This is a genomic window from Microcystis panniformis FACHB-1757, from assembly GCF_001264245.1.
Taxonomy (GTDB): domain Bacteria; phylum Cyanobacteriota; class Cyanobacteriia; order Cyanobacteriales; family Microcystaceae; genus Microcystis; species Microcystis panniformis.
In genome coordinates, this window is the sequence record NZ_CP011339.1 from 5,247,408 (window position 1) to 5,272,408 (window position 25,001).

Below are 25,001 nucleotides of genomic sequence, written 5' to 3' on the forward strand. Positions count from 1 at the left end.
TATATACTGAATTTTTTGCCCAGTTGTTCAGAAATTTCCCAAATTGAGAAAACTTTCTCCGACTTTACTAGATAGGTTCGCCTTTGTCAATTAAACAGGAGGAGTTTCCCTTAACTGCGGCAATTCCCTCAAAAATTATCGTCTTATCCACTAGGAGTGATGTAATGGCGTTTTCTTGCCAGTAATCCCTAATTAAGTCCCCATCTCCCCCTGTTAAAATTATCCTGCTCTCTGGATATAAATTTAACCATTCCAGACTGAATTTTTCTATTCCCGCCAAAATTGTATAAATTATCCCACTTCTTATCCCTTCTGCTGTTTCTTTTGCCCACATCTGCGGTAATCTTTCCGGTAAGGACACCTCTGGTAAGGCTGCCGTCCGTTCCCTTAAACTGGCTAATTGCACCTTTAACCCGGGTAAAATTGCTCCCCCCACTAGCTTTTTATCCCTATCCACTCCCGTAAAAGTTAAAGCTGTTCCCGCATCGATTACTAAACAGGGAAATCCGTATTTTTTTCCCGCACCCAATACAGCTAAAGCTCGATCGATGCCGAATGTTGGATATAAATCCAGTAAAGGAATATCTTTTAAAGTAATTATCCGTAAATTGCCATAATTTGCCCATAATTCCCTTTGGCTAGGAACCACCGAGGCGACCATCAATTCACAGTTGCATTTATTTGTCAAGAGTTTAGGGAAAATTTGTTGCAAAAATTCATCACTTAGGGGTTCTCTCAGGTGGGGAGTATCGAGACAAGCTAACAGGGTTTGACCGCAAAAATACCCCCAATGTAGCCGAGAATTGCCCATCATCAAACCTATCCAGTCAGTATCTTGCTCAGTCATTTAGTTAGGGTTTACTGAAAAAGTTTTTCCAGGGTGTGGGGTGTAGGGTGTGGGGTGTAGGGTTTCATGCTTCAACCCAACCTTGTATCTTGAGAAGTAGGCAACCCGTCCCAACCTTGGTCAGAAAAGACGGCTTCGTAGCAAGGGTCACCACCATAATCTCCCTGACAAAACTCGAACAGTCGCCGGGGTCGTCGCAAAAACAATCAATTGTTAAGCTAACAGACCGGATTGGGCAAGGATGAGTAAAATCAAGGGGATGCTCTCAAAAATAACCATCAATTCGGCAAATTTAGGTAAGTCCAATCATGGAAAATATCTCTCAATGGGTAGGCATTGACATTAGTAAAGCGACCCTAGATGTTTATCTTCGCCCCCTCGGTAAAGCGATGAAAGTTGCTAATACAGAGGAGGACATATCTAAACTGGTCGAGACCCTAAAATCTTACACGCTCAACCTCATCGTTCTGGAAGCGACAGGAGGTTGAGAAACTGAACTGGTGATTCAATTACAAGCAGCGGATTTACCTGTAGCCTTAATCAATCCCCGTCAAGGAAGAGACTTTGCTAAAGCCACTGGTAAATTAGCCAAAACCGATGCCATTGACGCTCAAATCTTAGCTCATTTTGGCGAAGAAATGCAACCGCAAATATTAGCGGTTGAGTCGGAAGAATCTCGTCAATTGGGCGACTTAATTAGTCGTCGCCGGCAACTTGTCGAGATGCGGACTGCCGAAAAAAACCGACGGGAACGCGCTCGCGGTAAAGCTTTGGCCGATATCGAAGCCCATCTTGAGTATCTCGATAACTGCCTTCTAAAAACTCAATCAAGAAATTGAGGAATTGACCCAAGCTAACCAACAATGGCTCGAGAAAGTTAATTTACTCAAAACCGTGCCGGGGATTGGTCAAGTAATTTCTACTACTCTCGTCTCCGACTTACCAGAACTCGGTCAATTAACCGCCAAACAAATCTCTCGCTTAGTCGGTGTCGCACCGATTAATCATGATAGTGGTCAACATAAAGGTAAGCGGATGATTCAGGGGGGTCGCGCTCAGATTCGGGCGACTCTTTACATGGGGGCGGTGGTGGCTATGCGTCATAATCCGGTGATTAAAACCTTTTACGAACGCCTAGTCGGACGCGGTAAATCAAAAAAACTGGCTCTGACTGCTTGTGTGCGGAAAATCTTAGTTATTCTTAATGCAATGGTTCGCCAAAATCAGCCTTGGCAGCTTGCTGACAATTTACCACCTTGTTCCTAGAGATTCACACTTTTTGTTATCTCTGATCAAGGGTTGCGCTTGCTTTGGTTTAACCTGAGCGACTTAGTTTTTGCTGCGCTTTTTTCCGGCTTGAGATTTTGAGTTTTACGGCAACTGCTTGAGTTTTTTTGAATTAGCCCTTGACAATCAAGACAGTCGCTACAGCTTAAAAGCTTCCCGGTTTGTATAGTAAATTCGTAGGTCGGGTTGAGGCAACGAAAAACGGGTTTCTCCGAGAAACCCGTTTTCTACTCATGCACTCATGCAAAAAGATGTTTTTTCATCAAAAAAACTCGATCGCATTTAAGTGATCGAGTCGAGAAAAAATAGACTAATTACTAATAGTCGAAATCTCCACCGCCGCCTGGAGCAGCGGCTTTTTCTTTTTCGGGTTTATCCACCACAATACACTCGGTAGTTAAAACCATACCGGCGATAGAAGCGGCATTTTGTAGGGCAGAACGAGTCACTTTCGCGGGGTCAACGATACCCGCCTCAAACATATCGGAGAACTCACCAGTAGCGGCATTATAACCGACATTAAAGGGCTTTTCTTTCACCCGTTCGGCAATAACTGCACCGTTTTGGCCGGCATTTTCAGCGATCCGTTTTAAGGGAGCAGCAATGGCGCGAGAAACGATTAAAGCACCGGTTAATTCTTCATGGTGTAGGGTTTCTTTGGCCCAAGTTTCCAATTGGGGAGCCAGGTGAGCTAAAGTAGTACCACCTCCGGGGACGATACCTTCTTCTACGGCTGCTTTAGTGGCGTTAATTGCGTCTTCTAAGCGCAATTTGCGGTCTTTCATTTCCGTTTCCGTAGCGGCACCGACTTTAATCACTGCCACACCCCCGGCTAATTTAGCCAGACGTTCTTGCAGTTTTTCTTTATCGTAGGAAGAATCAGTTTCCTCGATTTGACGGCGAATTTGCTCACAACGGGTTTTCACTGCCACGTCGTTGCCTTCGGCCACGATGGTGGTGGTATCTTTGTTCATGGTGATACGACGGGCCGTACCTAAGCTGTCAATTTTAGTGGTTTCCAGTTTTAAACCCGCATCTTCGCTGATTACTTGACCACCGGTTAAGACGGCGATATCTTCTAACATCGCTTTTCTGCGATCGCCAAATCCAGGGGCCTTCACCGCAGTGACGTTAAGAACACCGCGCAGACGGTTAACTACTAGGGTTGCCAAAGCTTCTTTTTCGATGTCTTCGGCGATAATTACTAGGGGTTTACCTTGACGGGCCACCTGTTCGAGAATGGGAACCAAATCCTGTACTAAACCGATTTTTTTGTCGGTAATCAGAATAGCGGGATCCTCAAAAACGCATTCCATGCGCTCGGTGTCGGTGACAAAGTAGGGAGAGATATAACCTTTGTCAAAACGCATCCCTTCGGTGATTTCTAGTTCGGTGGTCATGGATTTCCCTTCTTCTAGGGAAATTACGCCTTCTTTACCGACTTTATCCATGGCCGAGGCGATCATTTGACCGACTTCATCATCGTTACCGGCAGAGATAGCGCCCACTTGTGCGATCGCTTTGGAATCTTCTACGGGTTTCGCGTGTTTGGCGATTTGACTGACGAGGAAATCGGCAGCTTTATCGATACCTTTTTTCAGAGAAATCGGGTTAGCACCGGCGGCGACGTTGCGTAAACCTTCTTTAACGATAGCGTGGGCGAGAACGGTGGCGGTAGTTGTACCATCACCTGCCACATCGTTGGTTTTTGAGGCGGCTTGGCGAATTAAAGCCACACCGGTGTTCTCGATATGGTCTTCCAGTTCGATTTCTTTAGCGATGGTGATGCCATCATTGACGATTTGGGGTGCGCCAAATTTCTTTTCGAGGACGACGTTACGACCTTTGGGACCGAGGGTGACGGCTACCGCTTCGGCCAGCAGATCCATGCCTTTTTCTAGGGCCCGACGAGCATCTTCGTTGTAGATAATAGATTTAGCCATAATGTATCGTTATTCGTGCAAAATAGGGGTTTTCAAGGGTAGATGATTAGGAAACGGAGGCGAGAATGTCTTTTTCGGAGAGGAGAACGTACTCTTCGCCACCAAGTTTGATATCGGTTCCGGCATATTTGGAGTAGAGAACTTTGTCCCCCACACCCACTTCCACAGGGGTGCGGCTACCGTCATCGTTGCGTTTGCCAGCGCCGACGGCCACGACTTCTCCGATTTGGGGTTTTTCTTTAGCGGCATCGGGAAGGAAAATGCCACCGGCGGTTTTTTCTTCGCTGGGGCTAACTTTAACGAAAACTCGATCGCCTAGGGGTTTAACAGTTGTTACGTTGATGCTGACTGCAGCCATGGAATATCCTCCGTTTGTCTTGTATTTGGGTAAGTGCCTTTTCCAGATTAGCACTCTTACCTTCCGAGTGCTAATTTACCGAAATAGAAGTCCCCCTGACAACGGCTCGATCGGTACGGGTTTCCGAACTATGGTGTTAAGCTAGGGTTTGCTGAAAAAGTTTGTTGGTCGGGTCAGGAATCAGTATTCTCCGAGTCAGGAGAATTAAGAATGAGCATTAATCAATTGAATGCTCTATTTAAGAATTTTAGGCAATTTTATGCTTATTTCTCTCATTTTTGCCCTCTCAAAAATTAATTAGGGTTTGCTGAATAAATTTGAAATGTAGGCAAGGTAGCGGTTTTGTGGCTTTTCTCGCTCCCACAGGTGCAAGATTTTGAGAGAATCCTGCTTCTAAACCTTGCGTCTTCATCGGCCCGCGTCCTGTAGGGGCGAAGCATTCGGGCAATAACCTATCGGTGAAACCGGAGATTTTCTATCCGAATGCTTCGCCCGTACTTTTTGCCGCAAACCCTACTTATGCAAGAACTCTAGTGTAAGCTGTTGTGCAAAAACAAAAGAGTTGAGCGGAAACACTCAACTCCTTTGTTTTTTATGCTTGATTCTATCTATAAAGTGTTATTGTGACTGCCAAAAACTTGCGCTTTTAGTGCATCAATTTCGGCTAATAACTCGCGACGATTTTCATCTTTGAGCAGATAGCGCCAGACAAACCAACCAGTGTAAACGATCCCAACTAATTGTAGGATAGGAGCAAGGAGGGGAATATCATCGATCGCATCTAAGACCGCTAGGGTAACTTTTACGGTGACAAAACTCGCTAAAATTGCCCCCAGAACGATTAAAGGTTTTTTGTATCCAGAGAAGAAACTACCGATATAATCGGGGACATTAGCCAGATAGGACATTACCGAATCCCAAACTGGTTCTACATATTCAGACCAAATCTGTTCGGTGCTGCTGCTGCTGGGTTTGCTCAGAGACCCGGGTAAATCTGTTCTAATCGGATTTTGTGTTTCGGTGGGTTGCATTGATTCCATATTAACTGATCCTCATCATAAAGGTTAGACAGTGCGCGAATACGACCAACGGGGGTCAATTTTAACAGACTGAATAGACTAACTCGCTGTTGCCCATATTATCGGATAATTGCGATAGTAGGCGGAAAGTTTCTCAACAACTATTAAGAATCAAGGATTTAGCTTCTCAATTTTATCGTCAGTCTGACCGCAATTCTCTATTCTAACAGCAGGTAGCGATCGGAGTTGAGGAATCAGGGGGTGTCAGTTATCAGTGAACAGTAATCAGTTATCAGTGGGGAGATAGGGAGTAAAAAGCCGGTGGGTTACGGCGAATACTCAATTTTTAGTGAGATTATAACTTATTTTCGCCTAACCCACCCTACAGATGATTACCTATTCCTGGATAAGTTGCATGGGTGCGGTGCGAGGATCGATGATTTTCTGACCTAAACCCGAAAATTTGACCGCTAGATTCATTTTTTTGCCCGTACCGAGGATATGGGTCACTTCTCCTTCTCCAAAAGTAGAGTGTAACACTCGATCGCCTACCTGCCATTTTCTTTGATTAGAGGCGGTTGTTTGAATGGGAACCACTTTTGGGGTCTTTTTGGGTTTCAGGTTGCTTGTGAGCAATTCTGGGGGCAATTCCTGCAAAAATTGGGAAGCTACCTTAGTCTCTTTATTTCCCCAGACATATCTTTCTTTTGCGTAGGTTAAAAATAATTGTTCCTTGGCCCGAGTCACTCCCACATAACACAAACGCCGTTCTTCCTCAAGAGCAATGGGATCGTTTAAACTACGATTATGGGGAAAAATGCCCTGTTCTAAACCGACTAAAAAGACGATAGGAAACTCTAAACCTTTGGCTGAATGTAGAGTCATTAACGATACTTTTTCCTGACCTTCCTGAAGATTATCTAAGTCCGAGGCTAAACTAGCACTAGCGAGAAATTCCCGTAGATTAGTTTCCTCATTTTCCTCTTGAAATTGTACCACGGCGGTATAAAGTTCTTGGATATTTTCGATCCGGGTATCAGCTTCCTCGGTTCCCTGCTGTTTTAATTCATCAATATATCCCGAATTTTCCATGATTTGATCTAGGATTTCACTAGCGGATAAATCGGTGATTTTTTCTTGCAGGTTTTGGATAGTTTTAGCTAATTTATTGATGCTTTTAGTCGCACGACCAGCGAGAGTATTAACGGAAGTTTCATCGCTGATAATTTCCCATAAAGGTACTCCTAATTCTTGGGCAGCTTTGAGCAAATTATCGATTGTGGTTTTACCGATACCGCGCCGGGGAGTGTTAATAATTCTCAGTAAACTAACGGTATCAGCAGGATTGGCAATCACTCGTAAATAAGCGATCGCATCTTTAATCTCCTGTCGATCATAAAATTTAAATCCCCCGACAATATTATAGGGGATATTATTGCGAATTAACCCATCTTCAAAGGGACGAGATTGGGCATTAATTCGGTAGAGAATAGCAAAACTACCCCAATTTAATTCGGGGTTTTCTTGGGTAAATTCTCTGATTTTATCGATAACAAAAGCTGCTTCTTCCTGTTCATCTCTGGCTTTAAAAACATAGATACTATCGCCCCCTTCTCTAGTGGGAACAAGGACTTTATCGATTCTTTGACTATTCTTTTCAATTAATTTATTGGCCGCTTGCAGAATATTTTCCCGTGAACGATAGTTTTCCTGTAGTTTCACCATCGTGCGAGTATCATCATCGGGTAAACCATCGCCAAAGTCCGCTTGAAAATTGAGCAAAATAGTAAAATCTGCCATCCGAAAACTATAGATAGATTGGTCGGCATCACCCACCACAAAAATCGATCGATCCGTCCAATTCCACTCACTTTTTTTTGTTTCACCATTGGTGGACAAAAGCCGAATTAACTCGTACTGAATCCGGTTAGTATCTTGGTATTCATCGACTAAAATATGCTTAAATTGCGTGTGCCAATAGCCGAGAATAGACTCATTTTGCTGAAAAAGACGGACTGGAACCAGGATCAAATCATCAAAATCTAGGGCGTTATTTTGGGCTAATTGCATCTGATAAGCCTGATAAACCTCAGAAATGACCTTTCCCCGAAAATAAGGGTTTTCTCTGGCATAATCTGTGGGGGTTAAACCTAAATTTTTGGCATTACTAATCGCATAACGCAGATTGCGAGCATCAAATTTTTTATCGTCTAAATTCATCTGTTTGGTGACGATATTTTTCACCAAACTCTGGGCATCAGATTCATCCATAATTGAGAAATTCCTTTGCCAACTATGACCATATTCATCCTGATATTTATTAATGTCATAGCGCAAAATCCGACCGCAAAGACTGTGAAAAGTCCCAATCCAGAGTTTTTTAGTATAATTCCGATAAACTTGAGAAAAGAGTTTTTTTTGTTCGTATTCTTCCAAAAGTTCTAATCTTTGACCGTATTTTTCCTGTGCCTTCTGTTGAGCAAAAGTTTTTTCAATTCTCGTTTTCATTTCCCGGGCCGCCTTATTGGTAAAAGTGACCGCGAGAATATTTTCCGGATCGACCCCGTGATGACGGATCAAATGGGCGATACGATAGGTTAAAGCGCTGGTTTTTCCCGATCCTGCTCCAGCAACCACCAACAGGGGGCCGCAAAAATGCTCAACAGCAAGGCACTGGGAAGGATTGAGTTGTTCTAAATAATCGGCTGTGACTGTCATAATCTTTCCGTATAGCTCTGCGACCTCTATTAATCAGGCTACATCATCGGGACGGCTATCGGGCATTAGTCAACCCCTTCAAGAAATAAAAATTTTTTGGGCTAGTTTGTTTCAAATCGCTCAAGATTCTAAGTTGTCATCTACAATGGAATTAGCGGAGACGAAAGTTTCCGTTCACTCCTCACACCACACTCCGTCCGGACAATCGAACATTGTTCGGGCGCTTTCTTATTGAAAATACTCGATCTCTACAAATTCCCTGTTACACTGTATTATCAAAGATTTCTTGGAATCTTTTTGCGTTCAAACGTACTACTATGTGAGGGACATCACTTGTCTAAACGTTATTTGTTCACCTCCGAATCGGTTACAGAGGGACATCCCGATAAAATTTGTGACCAGATTTCTGATACTATTCTCGATGCTCTGTTATCCCAAGATGACCACAGTCGTGTAGCGGCTGAAGTGGTTGTCAATACAGGGTTAGTCTTGATTACTGGTGAAATCACCTCGAAAGCACAGGTTCACTTCGTCGATTTAGTTCGCAAGAAAATCGCTGAAATCGGCTATATCAACGCAGATAACGGCTTTTCCTCGAATAGTTGCACCGTTTTAGTCGCTTTAGACGAACAATCTCCCGATATTTCCCAGGGGGTCACGGCTGCTCAGGAAAATCGCGAACTTCTCAGCAATGATGAACTCGATAAAATTGGTGCGGGAGACCAGGGTATTGTCTTCGGTTTCGCTTGCAATGAAACCCCCGAATTTATGCCCTTACCGATTAGTTTAGCCCACCGCATCGCTCGCCGTCTAGCGGCAGTCAGAAAAACCGGTGAACTTTCCTATCTGCGTCCCGACGGTAAAACGCAAGTATCGGTCATTTATGAAGATGGTCGTCCCGTGGGTATCGATACTATCCTTGTTTCTACCCAACACGATGCTACTATCGGCGATATCACTGATAATGATCTCGTCCAACAAAAGATTAAAAGTGATCTCTGGAAAGCGGTAGTAGAGCCGGTTTTCAGCGATTTAGAGATTAAACCCGATGCCAACACCCGTTATCTGGTTAATCCCACCGGAAAATTCGTCATTGGTGGACCCCAAGGCGACGCGGGATTAACGGGACGGAAAATTATCGTCGATACCTACGGTGGCTATTCTCGTCACGGTGGCGGCGCTTTCTCCGGTAAGGATCCTACCAAAGTCGATCGCTCCGCGGCCTATGCTTGCCGTTATGTGGCCAAAAATATCGTCGCTGCTGGTTTGGCCGATAAGTGCGAGATTCAAGTGGGTTATGCGATTGGGGTAGCTCGTCCGGTGAGTCTCTTCGTGGAAACCTTTGGCACTGGCAAAGTCGCTGATGATGTGATTCTGGACTTAATCAATAAATACTTTGAACTTCGTCCGGCCGGTATTATCCAAACCTTTAACCTGCGCGGTTTACCCTCGGAAAGAGGCGATCGTTTTTACCAAGATGTGGCCGCTTATGGTCATTTTGGGCGCAATGATCTCGATTTACCCTGGGAAAAGACCGATAAAGCCGCTATCCTCAAAGAAGCTTTGACTTCTGTGGTAGTATAGGGTTAGAAATTAACTGCAATTTTTGATTGAGGAGTAGAGTTTCAGGCTCTATTCCTTTTTTCGACGGTTTTTAAACAGAAAAAGCTATATTTATCAGTCAATCGAATCTGTCTTTCTGTTTGTGTTCTTTGTGCCTTTGTGTTTATCCTTAACTCTTATGGTATAACTGGACAACAAAAGGTTTGGTTTTAAACTTTAGCCTCCCTATTCTCTGGGTCCTCTTGTAGCTAAAAATAGCTCACCTCTTATTTGTTGATGAGTGAAGGTGAATATAGCTTTTCTCATCAAGATGCAGTGTAACCTGATTGGGTAAGTAAAACTTCCCACCTCATCATTAAGATAACTGCTATATAGTTAAAATTGACAACTTAGGTGGCTCTTCGGTTTATGTTATGCAATGAACGGGGGTTATAGAGGATGTAACCCTTGTATAGAAAGGCATTTAGCGATTTTTGTCAATTATTTTTCTCTAGAGCGAACTAATCAATTAAGTCTCTTGCCAGATAAGGATTTAGTCGATTTATGCTCCCCTATCGAACCATACCAAGTAACGAAGAGCCACTTAGGTTAAGATGATGCTAGGTTTCACCAGTTAAAGAGCTATGGATAACAAAGTTCTCGACGTTCGCCATCTCACCGTTGAATTTTCTAATCAGAAAAGAACAACAGTCGCCGTTAATAACATTAGTTTTAGCTTGCAGAAAGGTCAAGTTCTCGGTTGTGTGGGGGAGTCGGGTTCAGGAAAATCCGTCACCTCCCTTGCACTCATGGGATTGGTTCCCTCTCCTGGAAAAATTACCGGGGGAGAAATTTGCTTTCGTCCGGCAAAAGGTCCGTCAATGCAAGCAGTAGATTTATTATCTATTCCCCCGGAAGAATTGCGTTATTATCGCGGGGGAGAAATGGCGATGATTTTCCAAGAACCAATGAGTTCTCTTAATCCAGTTTATAACATCGAGTTTCAACTCACAGAAGCAATTTTACTGCATCAAAAAGTCACCACTGAACAGGCAAAAAATCAAGCCATCTCTCTACTGCAAGAAGTGCGCTTATTACCCAGTGATGAACAGTTGGAGGAGAAGTATATAGAAACTTTTCCCTTAGAAAATAAGGGTCATGTCAGAGAAAAAATTAGAACTTATATTCAGGAACAAAAAGAGGCAATTCTCAAGCGTTATCCTCACGAATTATCGGGGGGACAATTACAAAGGGTAATGATTGCCATGGCGATTTCTTGTAATCCTACCCTATTAATTGCCGATGAACCAACCACCGCTTTAGATGTGACTGTCCAAGCAGAAATATTAAGATTATTAAGAGATTTGTGTAAAAGCGATCGAGAAATGTCAATGGTTTTTATCTCCCACGATTTAGGAGTTATTAACGAAATTGCCGATCAAATTGTCGTGATGTATCAAGGAGAAATTGTCGAACAGGGAACTAAAGAAGAAGTATTAAATTATCCCCAACATCCCTACACAAAAGGTTTACTTGCCTGTCGTCCTCGCTTAAACTCTCGTCCAGAAAAATTGCCCACCGTCAGCGATTTTTTACGAGTGGAAAAAGACTCTCAAGGTAAGATTATTGAATTACAGGAAATTACTCCACCAGCAGTTAAATTTATTACTCTCCAAGAGGAAGAAAGCAGAATTGAAGGTTTACAACATCACGAGAATATTTTATCGGTAGAAAATTTATCGGTTAGATTTCCAGTTAAGGGAGTTTTCGGGCAAGTAAAGACCTTTTTTAATGCCGTAGATCAGGTCAGTTTTGCCGTTAAACGGGGGAAACCCTGGGTTTAGTCGGTGAGTCGGGCTGCGGAAAATCTACCTTAGCAAGGACAATTCTGCGCTTAATTCCTGCCACTTCTGGAGATATCTATTTCCGAGGAGAAAATCTCGCTAAATTAAACCCCAGCGATCCAAAATTAAGACTACTGCGCCGGGAATTACAGATAGTTTTTCAGAATCCCTACAACTCCCTGAATCCCCGTTTATCCATCGGTAAAGCAATTTTAGAACCGATGGTTATTCATCATACCGGCGGCAATTACAAAAAGCAACGGCAACGAGTAGAATATTTATTAGAACGAGTTAAACTCGATCCTAATTGGTTTGATCGCTATCCCCATCAATTATCGGGAGGACAACGACAAAGGGTGTGTATTGCTCGCGCTTTAGCCTTAAATCCTCAGTTTATTATCTGTGATGAATCTGTCTCTGCTTTAGATGTTTCCGTGCAAGCGGGAGTCTTAAATTTACTCAAAGAATTACAGCAGGAATTTAATCTCACTTATATCTTTATTTCCCACGATTTAAGTGTCGTCAGATTTATGAGCGATCGCATTATGGTGATGAATAAAGGTAAAATTGAGGAAATTGGTACAGCTAACGAAATTATCAACTCTCCCCAAAGCGATTACACCCGTAAACTTATCGCTTCCATTCCCCAATTTACCGAAAGTCTTGCTAGTTAAGTAGCTGGTTATAATTAAATTAAAAATGGATTTTAGCTTCGATCCCCCCTTAGTCCCCCCTTAATAAGGGGGGTGTCTGACAACTTTTAACACCTACCTACTTAAAATTAGCAGTCAAACCGAAAGGATTAGCTGCCTCTAATTGTGCCGATAAACCTAACAAAGTGATTTCATCAGCAGGTTTACCTACTAACTGAATTGCCACGGGTAAACCCTGACTATCAACCCCTGTGGGTAAAGCAATCGCGGGTAAACCACTCGCATTAGCAATCGGAGAAGGAGCAATCCAACGAATTATATTATTAATCGCTTCTTCTGGTGGTAAATTTTCCCACTCACCAATTCCGGGGGGTTGATGTAGGAAAATGGGCAAAAGTAAGACATCAAAATTATCAAACATCGCCACAATTTGCCGCGAAATAATGTGCATCTGCTGCACTGCTTGCAGGTACTCCCCCGCGCTGCCAGAATTCTCTAATAACCATTGATTAAGGGGACTTAATAACTGCTTGGGAATTGCCGCCGCTGCCGTCCCCGCTTGCCAAATACGGCGAAAAGGAGCGATTAAAGCCTGTAAATCCGGAGAATACTCGGTTAAATGATGCCCCATGTCCTCTAAAATTTTAGCCGTCTCGATCACAGCATTTTTATAAACGGAAGCCGCTTCACCGAAGGGAGATATGGAAGTAGAAAAAGCGATTCTTAGGGGTTTTACGCCTCTCTGAGTGGCTTCTAGGAAAGAAAAGGGCGGATCGGGTAGCCAGTAGGGATCGCCCGTCGTATAGCCCGAAATCACGGTAAGCAGCGCCGCCCCATCTGCCACCGTCTTAGAAAGAGTGCCGTTAGTGGCGATACCGCTTTGAAATTCCCCCACCGGGGCATAGGAAACGCGCCCACGACTGGGTTTTATCCCCACCAAACCGCAACAACCCGCCGGAGTACGAATGGAACCACCACCGTCGGAACCCTGGGCAATCGGGCAGAAACCCGCCGCTACCGCCGCCGCCGCGCCGCCACTGGAACCTCCTGCGGTATAATCGCGGTTGAAGGGGTTACGAGTCGGCAAAAAACCCGGATTTTCGGTGTAGGGAAAGGAACCTAACTGGGAAGTGGCAGTTTTGCCCAGAAGGATAAAACCCGCCATTTTCATTCTGGTGACGATTCCTTCGTCGTATTGGGCGATATTTCCCTGTAAGGCGGCGACTCCGTAACTAACTGGCATTCCAGCGACGGCATTTAAGTCTTTAATGGCGGTGGGAACTCCAAAAAAAGGCGGTAATTCGGCAGTATCGGTGATTTGACTTAATTGTTCCGTTTGGGCGCCCGCGGTTGCTAGGGAGCTTTCCCCGGCGACATGGACAAAACCACCAATTTGACTGTCAAATTTTTCAATTCTGTCGAGGTATAAATGGGTTAATTCTAGGGGGGAGATTTGTTTAGTGCGAATCAGTTGGGCTAATTCTAGGGCAGATTTTTGCAATAATTCATCACTCATGAGCGATCGAGGTAAAATAGGTAAGTGAAAATAATTATATTCGTTAGTGGGAAGATGGTTTTAAAGGAAAAAAGAAAAAGTTAAAAAAGACCATTACTGTAAAAATTTCCCTATCCCCTATCCCCCCTTGTCTTGGAAAATTATGACCTCACAGTTAATTGAAATTCTCTCGGCTGACGAAATTCGTCGCACCATTACCCGTTTAGCTTCCGAAGTTATCGAAAAAAGTGGCGATTTAAATAATTTGATTTTGATCGGTATCTACACGCGAGGAGTGCCTTTAGCTAATTTAATTGCTAGTCAAATTGAGAGCTTAGAAGGGGTAAAAGTTCCCGTGGGAGCGATCGATATTACCTTCTATCGCGACGATCTTGATCGCATTAAAACCCGCACTCCTGCTAAAACCAAAATGCCCCTAGATGTCACGGGAAAAACCGTGATTTTAGTCGATGATGTTATCTATAAAGGTCGCACGATCCGCGCCGCTTTCAATGCTATTATTGAGTATGGCAGACCGCAAAAAATCCGCTTATTAGTCCTCGTTGATCGTGGTCATCGGGAATTACCAATTCACCCGGATTTTACGGGCAAAAAACTACCCACCGCAGCCGAGGAACAGGTAAAGGTTTATCTACAAGAGATTGACGGCAAAGATGGGGTGGAATTAATCAAATAAAGAGGAGTTAAGACTATTAGCGAGGAAGGAGTTTGGTAACTAATCCCCAGAGGAAAATAAACAGGATTGCCCCGATAATAGCCACAAAAATACCCGGTATGCTCAAGCTAGAACTCCCTAGGGCAAAACTGCCAGTTTGAAGCAAATTTAACAGGGTTCCCCCCACAAAAGCCCCGATAATTCCTAGCAAAGTCGTGGCAAAAATACCACCCCCCTGTCGCCCAGGATAAATAGCTTTTGCGATCGCACCAGCAATAAAGCCCAAAATTATCCAAGAAATGACATTAATCATGATTTTAATCCCGTTCAGTTAATTTTGTCTTTGATGTTTTCGATTGCGTCCTGGGCAGCGTTTTTCATGTCCTCCAACAAATTTTCTGCCTTATCTTTGACATCAGCTGCCACGTTCATTGCCGCTGCTTGTACCTGCTTTAATTCTCCTTCTGCTTTCATTTTCTCGTCGCCAGTTAATTCTCCAGCAGCCGATTGTACTTTCCCCTCGACATTTTTGGCAGCCGCTTTCATTTTGTCTTCGATGCTCATAAATTTTTCCTCGGTCAAGAAATTGTTCTTGTTATTTTTATAACACAAATGCGGTAATTACTGCCCTTTAAAAACTTAAATAAATCTTAAGTTTTTGGAAATAATTATTATTGGTTTCGCCATTGAGAGCGATCTATAATCTGGCAAGGCTTGCGCTTATTGTTAATTTTTTTGTCGTTTAAAAAACTTAACAAATTTAACCATCGAATCACCAGAGTCTGCTGAAGCTTTTACCCTCTATATATTTGCTAAATAAAAAAATCATCTATTTTTAGGGCAAGGTAAAAGCAGCAATTACGGGATAATGATCGGAAGGAATCAGATTCAACCAACGGGAAGGATCGACTTTTGCCCAATCTAACTGCAAACGGCTATCATAATAAATGGTATCGATGGCTAAATAAGGGGTATCGGTATAATTATTAAAGCTCATTTGTTCGGCTAATTCCAAATCGGCTAAAGCATCCTTTAATCTAATTTCTGACTGGAGAGGTTGAGTTAAAATCTGACGGGGTAATCGTTGAGAATTAACATTAAAATCACCCGTTAAAAATAGGTAATCTTTTGTTAAATCTAGTTGACAAAAATGCTCCTGTATGCACTTAGCACCTAAGTCCTTAGCTTTGTCGCTATAGTAATCGAGATGGGTATTATAAAACTGCAAAGTTTGCCCCTCAAGAGTGCGAAATTTAGCCCCCGTTACCATGCGGGGATAAGGATTACCCCAAGCTTCAGTGATACTGCCAACAATATCGGGAGTTTCTGATAGCCAAAATTCGTATATTTCTAAACATTTTAACCGACTTGGTTGATATAAAATCGCACAATGTTCATCTAATCCTGTCCCTCTGCGATCGCTGCCTAAACTTTGGTATTTTGGCAATAAACGGTGTAGATCCAATAGTTGATTAGCGCGAGCTTCCTGAGTACCAATTATATCGGGAGAATAGTGAGCAATTAGAGCCGCTACTGCTTCCCTTCTTACTCGCCAATTACGCTCATCAGGATCGGGTTTATCGTAGCGAATATTAAAGGACATTGCTGTTAGTTTCATAGGAAAATGGAGAATGAGGAAGGGAATCGGGAGTGGGAAGTGGGGAAGTGGGGAAGTGGGGAAGTGGGGAAGTGGGGAAGTGGGGAAGTGGGGAAGTGGGGAAGCTGTCTCATCACCCTATCACCCCAAAACCCTCCGCAACGCGCACGCAGTGACCACCCTATCTCCTGACTCCTAATAATTAATTATCAGGATTTTTTGGCAATTGTCCAGAAGGGAAAAGTTTGACTGGGATTGATGATAACCCCCGTGATGCCATGGCGAGCAAAAGCGTATTCCTTGGTTTGCCAAAGGGGAATATAGGGAACTTCATCGGCGAGAATTTCTTGAATTTTGCCAAAAATCTGCTTTCTTTTGGCTGGGTTACTTTCCCGACGGGATTGTGCGATTAATTGATTCATTTCTTGACTGTAAAAAAATGAGCCTTGACTTTGCGATCCTCCTTCTTCACAACCAGTTTTTGGGGAACCTTTAGCACAATCTAAAAAGGGATAAATATAGTTATCTGCATCCAAAAAATCGGGATACCAATTAGATAGAGCAGTGGTATAAAGTCCCCGGCTAATATTACGGAAAAAGGCCGCTCCTAGGATACTATTGGGTTCAAATTGAATCATATTATCTAAATCCCGTTTTGCTAGAGCTTTCATCACTGCTGCCACGCTGCTGGAAGTAATCGATCCCGAGGAGTGCCAAACTTCTACAATTGCGGGTTTTTCTGGACTATAACCAGCAGTTTTTAGTAATTGTTTTGCTTGCTCTATATTATGGTTGCCATAGCGCTCTTTAAACACCGGTTGTGACTCGGAAAAAGTAGTAGGAATGAGACTAAAAAGAGGGATGCCTTGACCTTGTAAAATGCGATCATTAAGTAAATCTCGATCGACTAGAGAAGCAATTGCTTGTCGCACTAAAATATTATGGGTGGGTTCACTTTTGAGATTGACGCTCATAAAGTTAATTGCTGCCCCAGAAGATTCGATCGCTTGCGATTTTCCCTGGGCTGCTTCTGTGCGTAATTTTCTCACTTGAGGAGGCAGTAAAGATTGATAGGCAATATCCACCGCTCCCGTCTGAAAACCGTTAAATAAATTGGCAGGATTCGAGAGATAAATTTGCACATTAACTTCCTTATTTTTGGCTGGTTCTCCCCAATAGCGATCGAAGGCTTCTAAACTAAAAGAATCGCTGGTAACTGCTTTTAATCGATAATGTCCCGTGCCGATAAATTCTTCAGGTTTAAATTTACCCTCGCCAATTTGATAAAATTTGGGTGAAACTGCACAGGCTCCGGGGTAAGCTAAAAGAGCGGGAAAGGCGGCAAAAGGTCTGGTTAGTTTAATAGTAATTTCGTCTTCTTTGGTAGCAGTGATTTTATCAATTGTATCCCGGAGAAGAAAGGAAGGTTCACCACCATTTTTGATAAATCTTTCTAGGGAAAACTTCATCGCCTCTGCGTTAAAAACCGTGCCATCATGAAAAATAACTCCTCGACGTACTGGGATAGTATAGGTCAAACCATCGGGGCTAATTTGCGGTAATTCCGTGGCCAGGAGAGGCTTTAAATTAGTGGTTCCTTCCGCGTAGGTGTAGAGAGTTTCACCGAGATTATAAATAATAAAAAGTCCTGCTAACTCATAACTATCGGCCGGATCGATCGAGCGTGGTTTTAGGGTTGTCCCGATCATCAGGATATCCCTATCCCCCTGGGGTAAATTGGAATTAGTGGACTGACAGCCCACAGTCAGAAGAAGACAGAGGCAAAATAAACTTAAATAGCGATAAAGTTGGTGTAAAGGTTTCATCGATAGCGATTAACGGCAGCTAGGTATCAATCAATCCTATCATTTTTGTGCATAATCTTTTCCCCTAGGTTCCCTTAAGGAACTAGGTTGATTGCCTAATTGGTTGGGGAAAATTCTTCAATAACGGCACTGATTACCCAGACAATTAAACTAAATTTTCTGGTCGATGATGGCAAAAACTTGATCAATTTGGACAAGAAGAAGACCCTGGGCAGCAAAGGGTTTAAATGGTTCAGAATAGCTGGAGCTATGGAGGCAGATAGCAACCGATTAGAAACTCATCTTCTTTTATCTATCAGCCATTTAAGTAAGTAGTTATAATTAAATTGAAGATAGATTTTGCCTCTGATCCCCCCTGCCCCCTTGATAAGGGGGGTGCCGATCCCCCCTTAGTCCCCCCTTGATAAGGGGGGTGTCTGATAACTTTTAACGACTACCTACTTAGGTTAATCCTGTCCCTTCCAAACAAGCTCGCTCGAAAATTGCCCCCGTGGTTACTGCCGAGGCTAAACTAGCACAAAGAAGATTGGCATCAGTAAAATTTGTTCCCCGTAAAATCGCCCCGAAAAAAATTGCTTCCTCTAAATCGGTTGCCGACAGATCTGCTCCGGACAGATTAGCGCTAGTAAAATCCGCTTGGGTTAAAATCGCCCCGACAAAACTCACTCCCCGGCCATCGACACCGCGAAAATCCGCCCCGGACAAATCTAGATGATTAAAAACCGCCCCGGCTAAAAAAGCACCGGCCAAACTTGCCCCAGTCACGATTGCATCGAGGAGAATTGCCCCGCGTAAATCGGCATTACGAAAATCTGCTCCCCTTAAATTTGCCCCTGTCAGGTCAGCACCGCGTAAATTTGCCCGTAAATTCGCCCCGGCTAGGTCTGCACCCGCTAAATCAGCCCCTGCCAAGTTCATGCCCCCTAAATCTTTTATCTCACCCCGACGAATTGCTAATAAATCAATACTGGGAAAAGTCATGTTCAGCCACGGTTAAATACTGTAAAAATATCTTAGAATATTCGTAAACCTTTGTTAAGAAAGCGCTCCATGTCCCTAGAGCTATTATCCCTAGAAAATATTGAAGAAATCGCCCACCAATACGGATACTGGGCAGTATTTATCGGTATCACCCTCGAAAATACCGGGATTCCCATCCCAGGAGAAACCATCACCATTGTCGGCGGCTTCCTTGCCGGTAGCGGTGATTTGAACTATTGGTTAGTTTTAGTCAGCGCAATTACAGGAGCAGTTTTGGGTGATAATTTTGGCTATTGGCTCGGTCGCGCTGGAGGTTGGCCGTTTTTGTTAAAAGTTGGCAAATTCTTTCGGATTCCGCCTCAAAAACTAGAATTAGCCAAGGAACAATTTAGTAAAAATGCACCCCGGGCGGTCTTTTTCGGTCGCTTCGTGGCTTTGTTAAGAATCTTTGCAGGTCCCATGGCGGGAATTGCCCGAATGCCCTACGGTCGCTTTTTCCTCTGTAATCTCGGTGGAGCAACGGTGTGGGCGACGATTATGGTGACATTATCCTTCTTTTTAGGCCGTTTGTTCCCCTTGCACCAGTTAGTTACTTCTATGGCTCGTTTTGGTATCTTGGCTTTAATTATCGTCCTGGCCTGGACAATTATTCACCCCATCCTTGAGTCACGGAAAAAGGTGGCTTAAGTCCGTCATTTCAGTTATCAGTTATCAGTTATCAGTTATCAGTTATCAGTTATCAGTTATCAGTTATCAGCTTTTGAAGGCAAGAGGCAAAAGACAGAATCTGACAATTCTCCTACCTAAAAAGAAGGTTAGAAACTAGGCACATCAAAGCTTTTAGCTATCCCCTGGAAAGAAGGGGGCTTGTTACCTCATTCTTGACGGGGAGCCATTCATGGTGTTAATATAATTTTGTCCCAGATCGCAACTATACATACATCAACGGTGATTGCCCAAAAAATTACTTTTTCTAATGGATTGGAATGTTACTACAGTAGTAGCAAAGAGGAAACAGAATACATTTTTTCGGAAATATTTACTGAAAGGCAATATGAAGGGCATGATATCGTCATCAAAGAAGGCGATGTGATCTTTGATGTTGGAGCTAATATCGGTCTATTCTCTATTTTTGTCAAGGGAGTTGAACCAACAGCAAAAGTTTTCGCCTTTGAGCCAATCAAGCCAACTTTTGAGGTTTTGCAAAAAAATATTCATTTGCATTCTTTAGAGGATGTTGTTTTATTTAACTGTGGATTAAGTTCAGAGAATAACCCAGCAAAAATCTTTACTTTTTATCCCAATATGTCTGCTAATTCAACCACAAAGCCAGAGGATACCTTGGCTGAATTAGAAGATATTCAAGTCGATCAGAATTCCCAAAAAATAGAAAATTTGTTTGAAGAGTTTTTCCAAGAAAAAGAACAAGTAGCCTGTGAAGTAAGAACTCTATCTTCCGTAATTAATGAACTCGGTATTGACTCCATTGACTTACTGAAAATTGACGTGGAAGGAGAAGAATACGAAGTATTTCAAGGCATCGAAGCTAAAGACTGGCCGAAAATCAAGCAAATAGTGGCTGAAATTCACGATCAAAAGGGACGCTTAAAGCAAATAAGCCAAATGCTGGCAGACAATGGCTTCAAAATTCAACTAGAAAAAAGAGAATTACTACCTTTGACATTCGTGGATATTTTCCATTTATACGCTGTGCGTTAGTGGTTGAACTTTTATCCTCAAAGTTAATCTATTTTTCCAGAAAATTGGTTAATAACTGACTGAAACGTTGGGCAATAATCGGGGCATCAAATTCTGAAACTTTCGCTCTACCTGCCTTCCCTAAGGAACGAGCTTTTTCTGGATTGAGAAGCACTTCCGCTAATTTACTGGCTAAATCTTCGGCATCTAAGGGGTTGGCTAATAGACCTTGTACACCATCTTCAATCAACTCCGGTGTCGAGGAGGAACGACTGGCGACAATCGGTTTATAACTGGCCATAGCTTCAGCAAAAACTATACCAAATCCTTCTTGCAGACTAGGTAAACAAAAAACTTGACAATCAAGATATTCTTGGATCAGTTCTTGATAGGAAAGATAGCCGAGAAAAGTAACATTTTGCTCTAAATTGAGTTCTTGTGCCAGACGGCGTAAATTATTCCATTCAGGACCTTTGCTGGCAATTCTTACCTCTACATCGGGTATTTGACGGCGGAGAATTGCGGCGGCGCGGATCAAAGTGGCAACATTTTTGCGGGGATACTGGACACCGACACAAAACACAGTCGGCCTCCTCTGCTCGCGGTTTTTTTCCTCATACTTGACCGAGGCTACCGCTGCATCCCAACCTTTGAGATCAATTAGAGAATGAACAATTTCGATATTGCCATCATACTGATAAAGTTGCTTGAGTCTAGTGCGGGAATATTCACTGATAGAGATGACCAGATCTGCACGATGGACGTTCACTTTCTCGGCTTTTGCCATCAATTCTAGAGAAGTTCGCACCCAACCCCGCTCAAAGGTGGCCTCATCGGCAATAATACCAAGAATATAAACAATAAAGGGTACTTTCAGGCGATCGCTGATGGCGTAACCATCCATATCGTAACCCACCACCAGATCATAGTCGTCAAAACAACGGGGATCGAGTCGCCAATTCCAAAGAAAGCGATGAGCCATATAACCTAACGGCCCCGATGCTTTGGCCGGCGAGAAGACATCAACCACATGACCCTGGGAGCGCAACTCGTTAGTCAGATGGATATTGGTGACGAAGGTACCACTTCCGCGCTTGACATTTTGGGGAGTTGCTGTGATGATTGCTATCTTCATTTTTTGTCAAAGTTTATGGCAGCGGTTGGATGATGATGGGAAAATTAGAACAAATAAGGTAGGCGGGAGTGGGTGCGAATCAAATCTTGATTTTCCCTGATAACATTCTCAAAATCTATGGACGAACGGATATCCTCGCGTCCGTTAGCTTTTTTCGTCAAAACGATGAAATGTCCCTATGGAGTATTAGGATGTTAGAAAACAAACGCAGATTGATTAATTATCCATAGGAAAGCGGTTATCAAAAATAACCGCTTCTGCAATTTTCCAAGAATCTCTTTAACGTTCGCGGCGACCGAAATTTTTGCGCTCACCGCGGCCACCACCGCCAAAATTATCTTCTTTGGGACGAGCTTTATTGACTTTCATCTGTCGTCCCATCCATTCGGCCCCGTCAAGAGTTTCGATCGCTTTTGCTTCTTCCTCATCGGAGGACATTTCCACAAAACCAAAACCGCGCATTTTACCCGTTTCCCGATCTACGGGCAAGTAAACGCGACTAACTGTGCCGTATTCAGCGAATACCTCTTTCAAGTCATCTGTCGTGACGTCATAAACCAGATTACCAACGTAAATCGTCATGGATTGTCTCCCAATATCACAGCCATTTCGAGAAGGAGATCGGACACAACCCAGTCAAGGCCATCAGGGAAAAACCACTTCTGTTTGAAACCAATGCTGCTACCGAACCTAACTACTCTCTCTAAACTAGCATAGCTGATCAGTGATCGGTGATCAGTAGGAGTAGGGAGTATTAAGTGAGCAGTATTACAAGGCGGTTTTCTGCTTTCCTTTCACTGATTACTGTTCACCGATAACTGATTAGGGTAGCCAAGGATATTGACTAAAATCGGGGGGACGTTTTTCGAGGAAAGCCTGTTTACCTTCGGCTCCTTCGGCGGTCATATAGTAGAGTAAAGTGGCATTGCCCGCTAACTCCTGTAAACCCGCTTGACCATCACAATCAGCATTAAAAGCCGATTTTAGGCAGCGAATCGCCAAGGGACTTTTTTCGAGAATTTCTAAGGACCATTTAATCCCTTCCTGCTCTAATTCCTCCACCGGGACGACATGGTTAACCAAACCCATTTCTAAAGCTTGTTGGGCGTTATACTGCCGACAGAGAAACCAAATCTCGCGAGCCTTTTTCTGACCGACCACCCGGGCCAGATAACTAGAGCCAAAACCGCCGTCAAAACTGCCCACTTTTGGACCGGTCTGGCCGAAAATGGCGTTATCCGCCGCTAAGGTTAAATCACAAACCAAGTGCAAAACATGACCGCCCCCGACCGCATAACCTGCCACCAGCGCGATAACTACCTTGGGGATGGAGCGAATTAATTTCTGTAAATCCAGCACATTGAGCCGGGGTACGCCATCATCGCCAATATAACCCGCCTGACCGCGCACCGTCTGATCGCCGCCGGAACAAAAAGCATATTTGCCATCGCTGTGGGGACCTGCACCCGTGAGCAATACTACCCAATGCGGGCATCCTCGCGAGCATCACAGAAAGCGTCGTAAAGCTCAAAAACTGTTTTTGGACGGAAGGCATTACGCTTATGGGGGCGATTTATAGTGATTTTGGCGATTCCCCCCCATTTATGGTAAAGAATATCCTCGTAGGTTTTGACGGATTGCCATTCAACGGTCATAGTCTCGGTTATCGGCACAGCTTTTTTACCTTACCCTATTTTGTCCCCCACTTTGAAGCCTGGAGCGCCAGAATAGGGGAATGGATAGTTGACCGAAAAGGTTTAAAGCTGATTCCCTTCTTGATGTTTTCTGGGTAAGTACCTAGGCAAAATTATTTACACATGACGATCATTGCCCCGTAAGGGTTTTAGCTCGATCGGGCAGGTAATTAATTTTGCATGACTACTTATTTATTCAAAATAAGTAGCTGGTTATAATTAAATTTAAAATGGATTTGAGGTTCGATCCCCCCTGCCCCCCTTGATAAGGGGGGTGCCGATCCCCCCTTAGTCCCCCCTTAATCCCCCCTTAATAAGGGGGGCATCTGAAAGTTTTTAATACCTACCTACTTATATTGATCCTATTTGCTAACTTTAAAGAGGTAAAAATATGAGTACAAGTAATAAAACTAAGCTTGAATCATTAGAGTTTTATTTTGGATTAAAATATCCAATAACAATTTATCCTGATGATGACGGGGGATATGTATCGGAAATTAAAGACCTTCCGGGATGTTTCACTCAGGGAGAAACCATAGAGGAAACCTTAATCAGTAAACAGTAATCATTGAACTGAAAACTCACATCTGATAACTGATAACTGATAACTGATAACTGATAACTGATAACTGATAACTGATAACTGATAACTGATAACTGAATTAAAGCCATTCGATTTCTTTAGCTTTTTCGGGTAGTTTAGCCGTGGCTTGTCCTTGGCTGCGGGACTGAAACCCAATTAAATCGAGGGGAGTAGCCAATAAATCTACTAAATCTGCTTTACCAAACAGTAACTTGAGAGTATTTTTTGGTAGCTCTTTTAATAACCAACGACCGAGAGTAAAAAATAACTCTTGATTGGTTAAAGGTCGCATCAATTCGACACCATACAATTCGTGAAGATAGCGATTCGAGCGCCCATAACGTTTTAATTGACTTCTTAAGTCTTCTAAGGTAGAACGATGACGATGGTAAATAATTGCCTCTGGTGCGTAGGTTAATTGCCAGTCGGTTTGTTGTTGAATACGCCAACAGATATCGGCATCACCACCGGTAGTTAAATAAGGACGAAATAAACCAACTTTTTGAAAAGCTTCTCGACGAATAGCGAGGTTAGCAGTTTGACCGTAGGGACAAAAAGAATGTTCTAAAAGAAATTTTGGTGACATAAAGTTACGACGTTCTGCATACTTTTCCAAGCAAGTGGAACCAGTTAAGGCAGCAATTTCACCCACTACCAGACCGATGTTAGGATCACTAAAGGGTTGGATCAATTCTGTCAACCATTGCGGTGCGGGACGACAATCGGCATCGGTAAAGGCCAGAAAAGGATAACGAGCGCTTTTGATCCCTTTGTTGCGAGCAGCGTAGGAGCTTTGTATCTGATTTTCGCTTAAAATGATCAGGTTCAGTCCCCGCTGTTCTTCTGCTGCCTTTCCTAATAATTCTGCCGTGCGATCGCTACTATTATTATCAACTAAAATATATTCAACTAATTGACGGGGATAGGTCTGTTTGGCTAAACAATCAATGAGAGGGGGTAGATCTTTCTCTCCGTTATAAATTGGCACGATCACGGATACTTCGGGAAAGAACTGCAAGGTAGTTGACATCGTTGGAGTCCAATAAACGGGGGACGGTTGAACTATTCGCTACAATACTACTATAATCAATAGCAACAAAAAGCA

The 25,001-nt window shown here is 43.2% G+C and carries 22 protein-coding genes and 3 pseudogenes; 9 read left to right on the top strand and 16 right to left on the bottom strand.

The window, feature by feature from the left end:
• Window positions 1-67: 67 nt before the first annotated feature.
• The gene (locus VL20_RS24680) at window positions 68-847 is read right to left on the bottom strand and encodes a pantothenate kinase (RefSeq protein ID WP_052278117.1); all 780 of its coding nucleotides are present in this window, start codon (window positions 845-847) and stop codon (window positions 68-70) included.
• A 308-nt stretch (window positions 848-1,155) separates the two neighbouring features.
• Here VL20_RS24680 and VL20_RS33315 point away from each other — a divergent pair.
• Window positions 1,156-2,113: pseudogene (locus VL20_RS33315) on the top strand (IS110 family transposase).
• 338 nt (window positions 2,114-2,451) lie between these two features.
• Here VL20_RS33315 and groL read toward each other — a convergent pair.
• The 4 genes from groL to pcrA form a co-directional block, all read right to left on the bottom strand.
• Entirely contained in the window at window positions 2,452-4,077 is a 1,626-nt protein-coding gene (gene groL / locus VL20_RS24690; RefSeq protein ID WP_002744527.1) for a chaperonin GroEL, read from the bottom strand.
• Between the two features lie 46 nt (window positions 4,078-4,123).
• Entirely contained in the window at window positions 4,124-4,435 is a 312-nt protein-coding gene (groES, locus tag VL20_RS24695; protein ID WP_002769848.1) for a co-chaperone GroES, read from the bottom strand.
• A gap of 608 nt (window positions 4,436-5,043) precedes the next feature.
• Window positions 5,044-5,475, bottom strand: a complete 432-nt coding sequence (locus VL20_RS24700; RefSeq protein WP_002769850.1) for a CAAD domain-containing protein — start codon at window positions 5,473-5,475, stop codon at window positions 5,044-5,046.
• Window positions 5,476-5,850: 375 nt separating this feature from the next.
• Window positions 5,851-8,172: a DNA helicase PcrA gene (gene pcrA, locus VL20_RS24705; protein ID WP_052278118.1), complete on the bottom strand. Its 2,322-nt coding sequence runs from the start codon at window positions 8,170-8,172 to the stop codon at window positions 5,851-5,853.
• A gap of 333 nt (window positions 8,173-8,505) precedes the next feature.
• Here pcrA and metK point away from each other — a divergent pair, with 333 nt between their 5' ends.
• Entirely contained in the window at window positions 8,506-9,756 is a 1,251-nt protein-coding gene (metK, locus tag VL20_RS24710) for a methionine adenosyltransferase (RefSeq protein ID WP_043995730.1), read from the top strand.
• 602 nt (window positions 9,757-10,358) lie between these two features.
• Window positions 10,359-12,232 (top strand): annotated as a pseudogene (locus VL20_RS24715) (ABC transporter ATP-binding protein).
• A 97-nt stretch (window positions 12,233-12,329) separates the two neighbouring features.
• On the opposite strand, the gene VL20_RS24720 reads toward VL20_RS24715, so the two are convergent.
• Window positions 12,330-13,727 carry an amidase gene (locus tag VL20_RS24720; protein ID WP_052278119.1) on the bottom strand — a complete coding sequence of 466 codons (1,398 nt, stop codon included), beginning with the start codon at window positions 13,725-13,727 and terminating at the stop codon, window positions 12,330-12,332.
• A 142-nt stretch (window positions 13,728-13,869) separates the two neighbouring features.
• Between VL20_RS24720 and pyrR the strand changes: the two genes are divergently transcribed.
• Entirely contained in the window at window positions 13,870-14,403 is a 534-nt protein-coding gene (gene pyrR, locus VL20_RS24725) for a bifunctional pyr operon transcriptional regulator/uracil phosphoribosyltransferase PyrR (RefSeq protein ID WP_002769862.1), read from the top strand.
• 16 nt (window positions 14,404-14,419) lie between these two features.
• Here the strand turns inward: pyrR and VL20_RS24730 are convergent, their stop codons facing one another.
• The 3 genes from VL20_RS24730 to VL20_RS24740 all read right to left on the bottom strand — a co-directional run bounded on the left by VL20_RS24730 (window position 14,420) and on the right by VL20_RS24740 (window position 16,000).
• Window positions 14,420-14,695 carry a GlsB/YeaQ/YmgE family stress response membrane protein gene (locus tag VL20_RS24730; RefSeq protein ID WP_172967336.1) on the bottom strand — a complete coding sequence of 92 codons (276 nt, stop codon included), beginning with the start codon at window positions 14,693-14,695 and terminating at the stop codon, window positions 14,420-14,422.
• A gap of 14 nt (window positions 14,696-14,709) precedes the next feature.
• Window positions 14,710-14,946 (bottom strand): CsbD family protein, encoded by a 237-nt coding sequence (locus VL20_RS24735; protein WP_052278120.1) that lies wholly within the window; start codon window positions 14,944-14,946, stop codon window positions 14,710-14,712.
• A gap of 271 nt (window positions 14,947-15,217) precedes the next feature.
• A complete protein-coding gene (locus VL20_RS24740) occupies window positions 15,218-16,000 on the bottom strand; it encodes an endonuclease/exonuclease/phosphatase family protein (RefSeq protein ID WP_052278121.1) in 783 nt (260 codons plus the stop codon).
• Between the two features lie 13 nt (window positions 16,001-16,013).
• Here VL20_RS24740 and VL20_RS31960 point away from each other — a divergent pair, with 13 nt between their 5' ends.
• Window positions 16,014-16,178 carry a hypothetical protein gene (locus tag VL20_RS31960; protein WP_167341569.1) on the top strand — a complete coding sequence of 55 codons (165 nt, stop codon included), beginning with the start codon at window positions 16,014-16,016 and terminating at the stop codon, window positions 16,176-16,178.
• A 10-nt stretch (window positions 16,179-16,188) separates the two neighbouring features.
• Here the strand turns inward: VL20_RS31960 and VL20_RS24745 are convergent, their stop codons facing one another.
• Window positions 16,189-17,805, bottom strand: a complete 1,617-nt coding sequence (locus VL20_RS24745) for an ABC transporter substrate-binding protein (protein WP_052278122.1) — start codon at window positions 17,803-17,805, stop codon at window positions 16,189-16,191.
• Between the two features lie 441 nt (window positions 17,806-18,246).
• The gene (locus VL20_RS24755) at window positions 18,247-18,786 is read right to left on the bottom strand and encodes a pentapeptide repeat-containing protein (RefSeq protein ID WP_002759502.1); all 540 of its coding nucleotides are present in this window, start codon (window positions 18,784-18,786) and stop codon (window positions 18,247-18,249) included.
• A 69-nt stretch (window positions 18,787-18,855) separates the two neighbouring features.
• On the opposite strand from VL20_RS24755, the gene VL20_RS24760 reads away from it, so the two are divergent.
• The 3 genes from VL20_RS24760 to VL20_RS24765 all read left to right on the top strand — a co-directional run bounded on the left by VL20_RS24760 (window position 18,856) and on the right by VL20_RS24765 (window position 20,505).
• Window positions 18,856-19,473: a DedA family protein gene (locus tag VL20_RS24760; RefSeq protein ID WP_002759504.1), complete on the top strand. Its 618-nt coding sequence runs from the start codon at window positions 18,856-18,858 to the stop codon at window positions 19,471-19,473.
• On the top strand, window positions 19,448-19,612 hold the full coding sequence (locus VL20_RS31385) for a hypothetical protein (protein ID WP_158499388.1): 165 nt from the start codon (window positions 19,448-19,450) through the stop codon (window positions 19,610-19,612). The genes VL20_RS24760 and VL20_RS31385 overlap by 26 nt, the downstream gene beginning before the upstream one ends.
• A gap of 122 nt (window positions 19,613-19,734) precedes the next feature.
• The gene (locus tag VL20_RS24765) at window positions 19,735-20,505 is read left to right on the top strand and encodes an FkbM family methyltransferase (RefSeq protein WP_002759506.1); all 771 of its coding nucleotides are present in this window, start codon (window positions 19,735-19,737) and stop codon (window positions 20,503-20,505) included.
• A gap of 28 nt (window positions 20,506-20,533) precedes the next feature.
• On the opposite strand, the gene VL20_RS24770 is transcribed toward VL20_RS24765, so the two are convergent.
• The 3 genes and pseudogenes from VL20_RS24770 to menB form a co-directional block, all read right to left on the bottom strand.
• Window positions 20,534-21,619, bottom strand: a complete 1,086-nt coding sequence (locus VL20_RS24770) for a glycosyltransferase family 4 protein (RefSeq protein WP_002759508.1) — start codon at window positions 21,617-21,619, stop codon at window positions 20,534-20,536.
• A 279-nt stretch (window positions 21,620-21,898) separates the two neighbouring features.
• Complete coding sequence (locus VL20_RS24775) at window positions 21,899-22,201, bottom strand: RNA recognition motif domain-containing protein (RefSeq protein WP_002759510.1); 303 nt, start codon at window positions 22,199-22,201, stop codon at window positions 21,899-21,901.
• A 240-nt stretch (window positions 22,202-22,441) separates the two neighbouring features.
• Window positions 22,442-23,274, bottom strand: a pseudogene (menB, locus tag VL20_RS24780) (1,4-dihydroxy-2-naphthoyl-CoA synthase).
• 430 nt (window positions 23,275-23,704) lie between these two features.
• Between menB and VL20_RS30515 the strand changes: the two are divergent.
• On the top strand, window positions 23,705-23,878 hold the full coding sequence (locus VL20_RS30515) for a type II toxin-antitoxin system HicB family antitoxin (protein ID WP_072926528.1): 174 nt from the start codon (window positions 23,705-23,707) through the stop codon (window positions 23,876-23,878).
• Here VL20_RS30515 and VL20_RS31965 read toward each other — a convergent pair.
• Together VL20_RS31965 and VL20_RS24785 are read right to left on the bottom strand one after the other, a co-directional pair.
• A complete protein-coding gene (locus VL20_RS31965; protein ID WP_167341570.1) occupies window positions 23,836-23,985 on the bottom strand; it encodes a hypothetical protein in 150 nt (49 codons plus the stop codon). The two genes, VL20_RS30515 and VL20_RS31965, sit on opposite strands and share 43 nt — an antisense overlap.
• On the bottom strand, window positions 23,976-24,926 hold the full coding sequence (locus tag VL20_RS24785; RefSeq protein WP_052278123.1) for a glycosyltransferase family 2 protein: 951 nt from the start codon (window positions 24,924-24,926) through the stop codon (window positions 23,976-23,978). The genes VL20_RS31965 and VL20_RS24785 overlap by 10 nt, the downstream gene beginning before the upstream one ends.
• Between the last annotated feature and the right edge of the window lie 75 nt (window positions 24,927-25,001).

What these genes read in the sequence shown, in the direction of transcription:
- VL20_RS24735 (WP_052278120.1), bottom strand. Translation starts at nt 14,946, where the DNA reads ATGAGCATCGAAGACAAAATGAAAGCGGCTGCCAAAAATGTCGAGGGG.
- VL20_RS24775 (WP_002759510.1), bottom strand. Translation starts at nt 22,201, where the DNA reads ATGACGATTTACGTTGGTAATCTGGTTTATGACGTCACGACAGATGAC.
- VL20_RS24770 (WP_002759508.1), bottom strand. Translation starts at nt 21,619, where the DNA reads ATGAAGATAGCAATCATCACAGCAACTCCCCAAAATGTCAAGCGCGGA.
- VL20_RS24730 (WP_172967336.1), bottom strand. Translation starts at nt 14,695, where the DNA reads ATGATTAATGTCATTTCTTGGATAATTTTGGGCTTTATTGCTGGTGCG.
- VL20_RS24720 (WP_052278119.1), bottom strand. Translation starts at nt 13,727, where the DNA reads ATGAGTGATGAATTATTGCAAAAATCTGCCCTAGAATTAGCCCAACTG.
- groL (WP_002744527.1), bottom strand. Translation starts at nt 4,077, where the DNA reads ATGGCTAAATCTATTATCTACAACGAAGATGCTCGTCGGGCCCTAGAA.
- VL20_RS24745 (WP_052278122.1), bottom strand. Translation starts at nt 17,805, where the DNA reads ATGAAACCTTTACACCAACTTTATCGCTATTTAAGTTTATTTTGCCTC.
- VL20_RS24680 (WP_052278117.1), bottom strand. Translation starts at nt 847, where the DNA reads ATGACTGAGCAAGATACTGACTGGATAGGTTTGATGATGGGCAATTCT.
- VL20_RS24785 (WP_052278123.1), bottom strand. Translation starts at nt 24,926, where the DNA reads ATGTCAACTACCTTGCAGTTCTTTCCCGAAGTATCCGTGATCGTGCCA.
- VL20_RS24740 (WP_052278121.1), bottom strand. Translation starts at nt 16,000, where the DNA reads ATGAAACTAACAGCAATGTCCTTTAATATTCGCTACGATAAACCCGAT.
- VL20_RS24755 (WP_002759502.1), bottom strand. Translation starts at nt 18,786, where the DNA reads ATGACTTTTCCCAGTATTGATTTATTAGCAATTCGTCGGGGTGAGATA.
- groES (WP_002769848.1), bottom strand. Translation starts at nt 4,435, where the DNA reads ATGGCTGCAGTCAGCATCAACGTAACAACTGTTAAACCCCTAGGCGAT.
- VL20_RS24760 (WP_002759504.1), top strand. Translation starts at nt 18,856, where the DNA reads ATGTCCCTAGAGCTATTATCCCTAGAAAATATTGAAGAAATCGCCCAC.
- VL20_RS31960 (WP_167341569.1), top strand. Translation starts at nt 16,014, where the DNA reads ATGAGGAAGGGAATCGGGAGTGGGAAGTGGGGAAGTGGGGAAGTGGGG.
- VL20_RS24700 (WP_002769850.1), bottom strand. Translation starts at nt 5,475, where the DNA reads ATGGAATCAATGCAACCCACCGAAACACAAAATCCGATTAGAACAGAT.
- pcrA (WP_052278118.1), bottom strand. Translation starts at nt 8,172, where the DNA reads ATGACAGTCACAGCCGATTATTTAGAACAACTCAATCCTTCCCAGTGC.
- pyrR (WP_002769862.1), top strand. Translation starts at nt 13,870, where the DNA reads ATGACCTCACAGTTAATTGAAATTCTCTCGGCTGACGAAATTCGTCGC.
- VL20_RS31965 (WP_167341570.1), bottom strand. Translation starts at nt 23,985, where the DNA reads ATGGCTTTAATTCAGTTATCAGTTATCAGTTATCAGTTATCAGTTATC.
- VL20_RS30515 (WP_072926528.1), top strand. Translation starts at nt 23,705, where the DNA reads ATGAGTACAAGTAATAAAACTAAGCTTGAATCATTAGAGTTTTATTTT.